At 55.6% G+C, this 363-nt stretch carries 1 protein-coding gene; it reads left to right on the top strand.

Going from position 1 to position 363, the window contains the following annotated elements:
- Nucleotides 1-363: SpoIID/LytB domain-containing protein (locus COY37_RS07990; protein WP_286977132.1), on the top strand; the 363-nt coding region annotated here is incomplete at both ends.

The raw sequence follows: 363 nt of genomic DNA, 5'->3' as shown, positions 1-363 counted from the left end.
GTTCCTTCAAGCTGGCCGTATGATGCACTTTATGCGCAGGCCGTCGCCGCGAGGACTTATGCGGTAAAATTCATGAAACCGCAGAATACATTCGATCTCTATGACTCCGTTCAAAGCCAGGTCTATATCGGCGTGGATAAAATCAATGAGACTTCGGGCGGCACCAACTGGGGGGCCAGGTGGGCGAAAGCCGTCGCAGACACAAAGGGACAGGTTATCACCTATAGCGGCGCTCCTATTGCCGCCTACTATTTCTCGAGCTGCGGCGGGCATACCGAAAATGTTGAACTGGCGTGGCCAAACGCGAGCCCCCAGCCGTATCTTAAAGGGGCGGAAGACCGCAACTCGTCCGGCAAGGCGTAC

The sequence above is a fragment of the Candidatus Aquicultor secundus genome (assembly GCF_002791875.1).
Classification (GTDB): domain Bacteria; phylum Actinomycetota; class Aquicultoria; order Aquicultorales; family Aquicultoraceae; genus Aquicultor_A; species Aquicultor_A secundus.
This window is presented reverse-complemented; position numbering and strand designations above follow the sequence as displayed.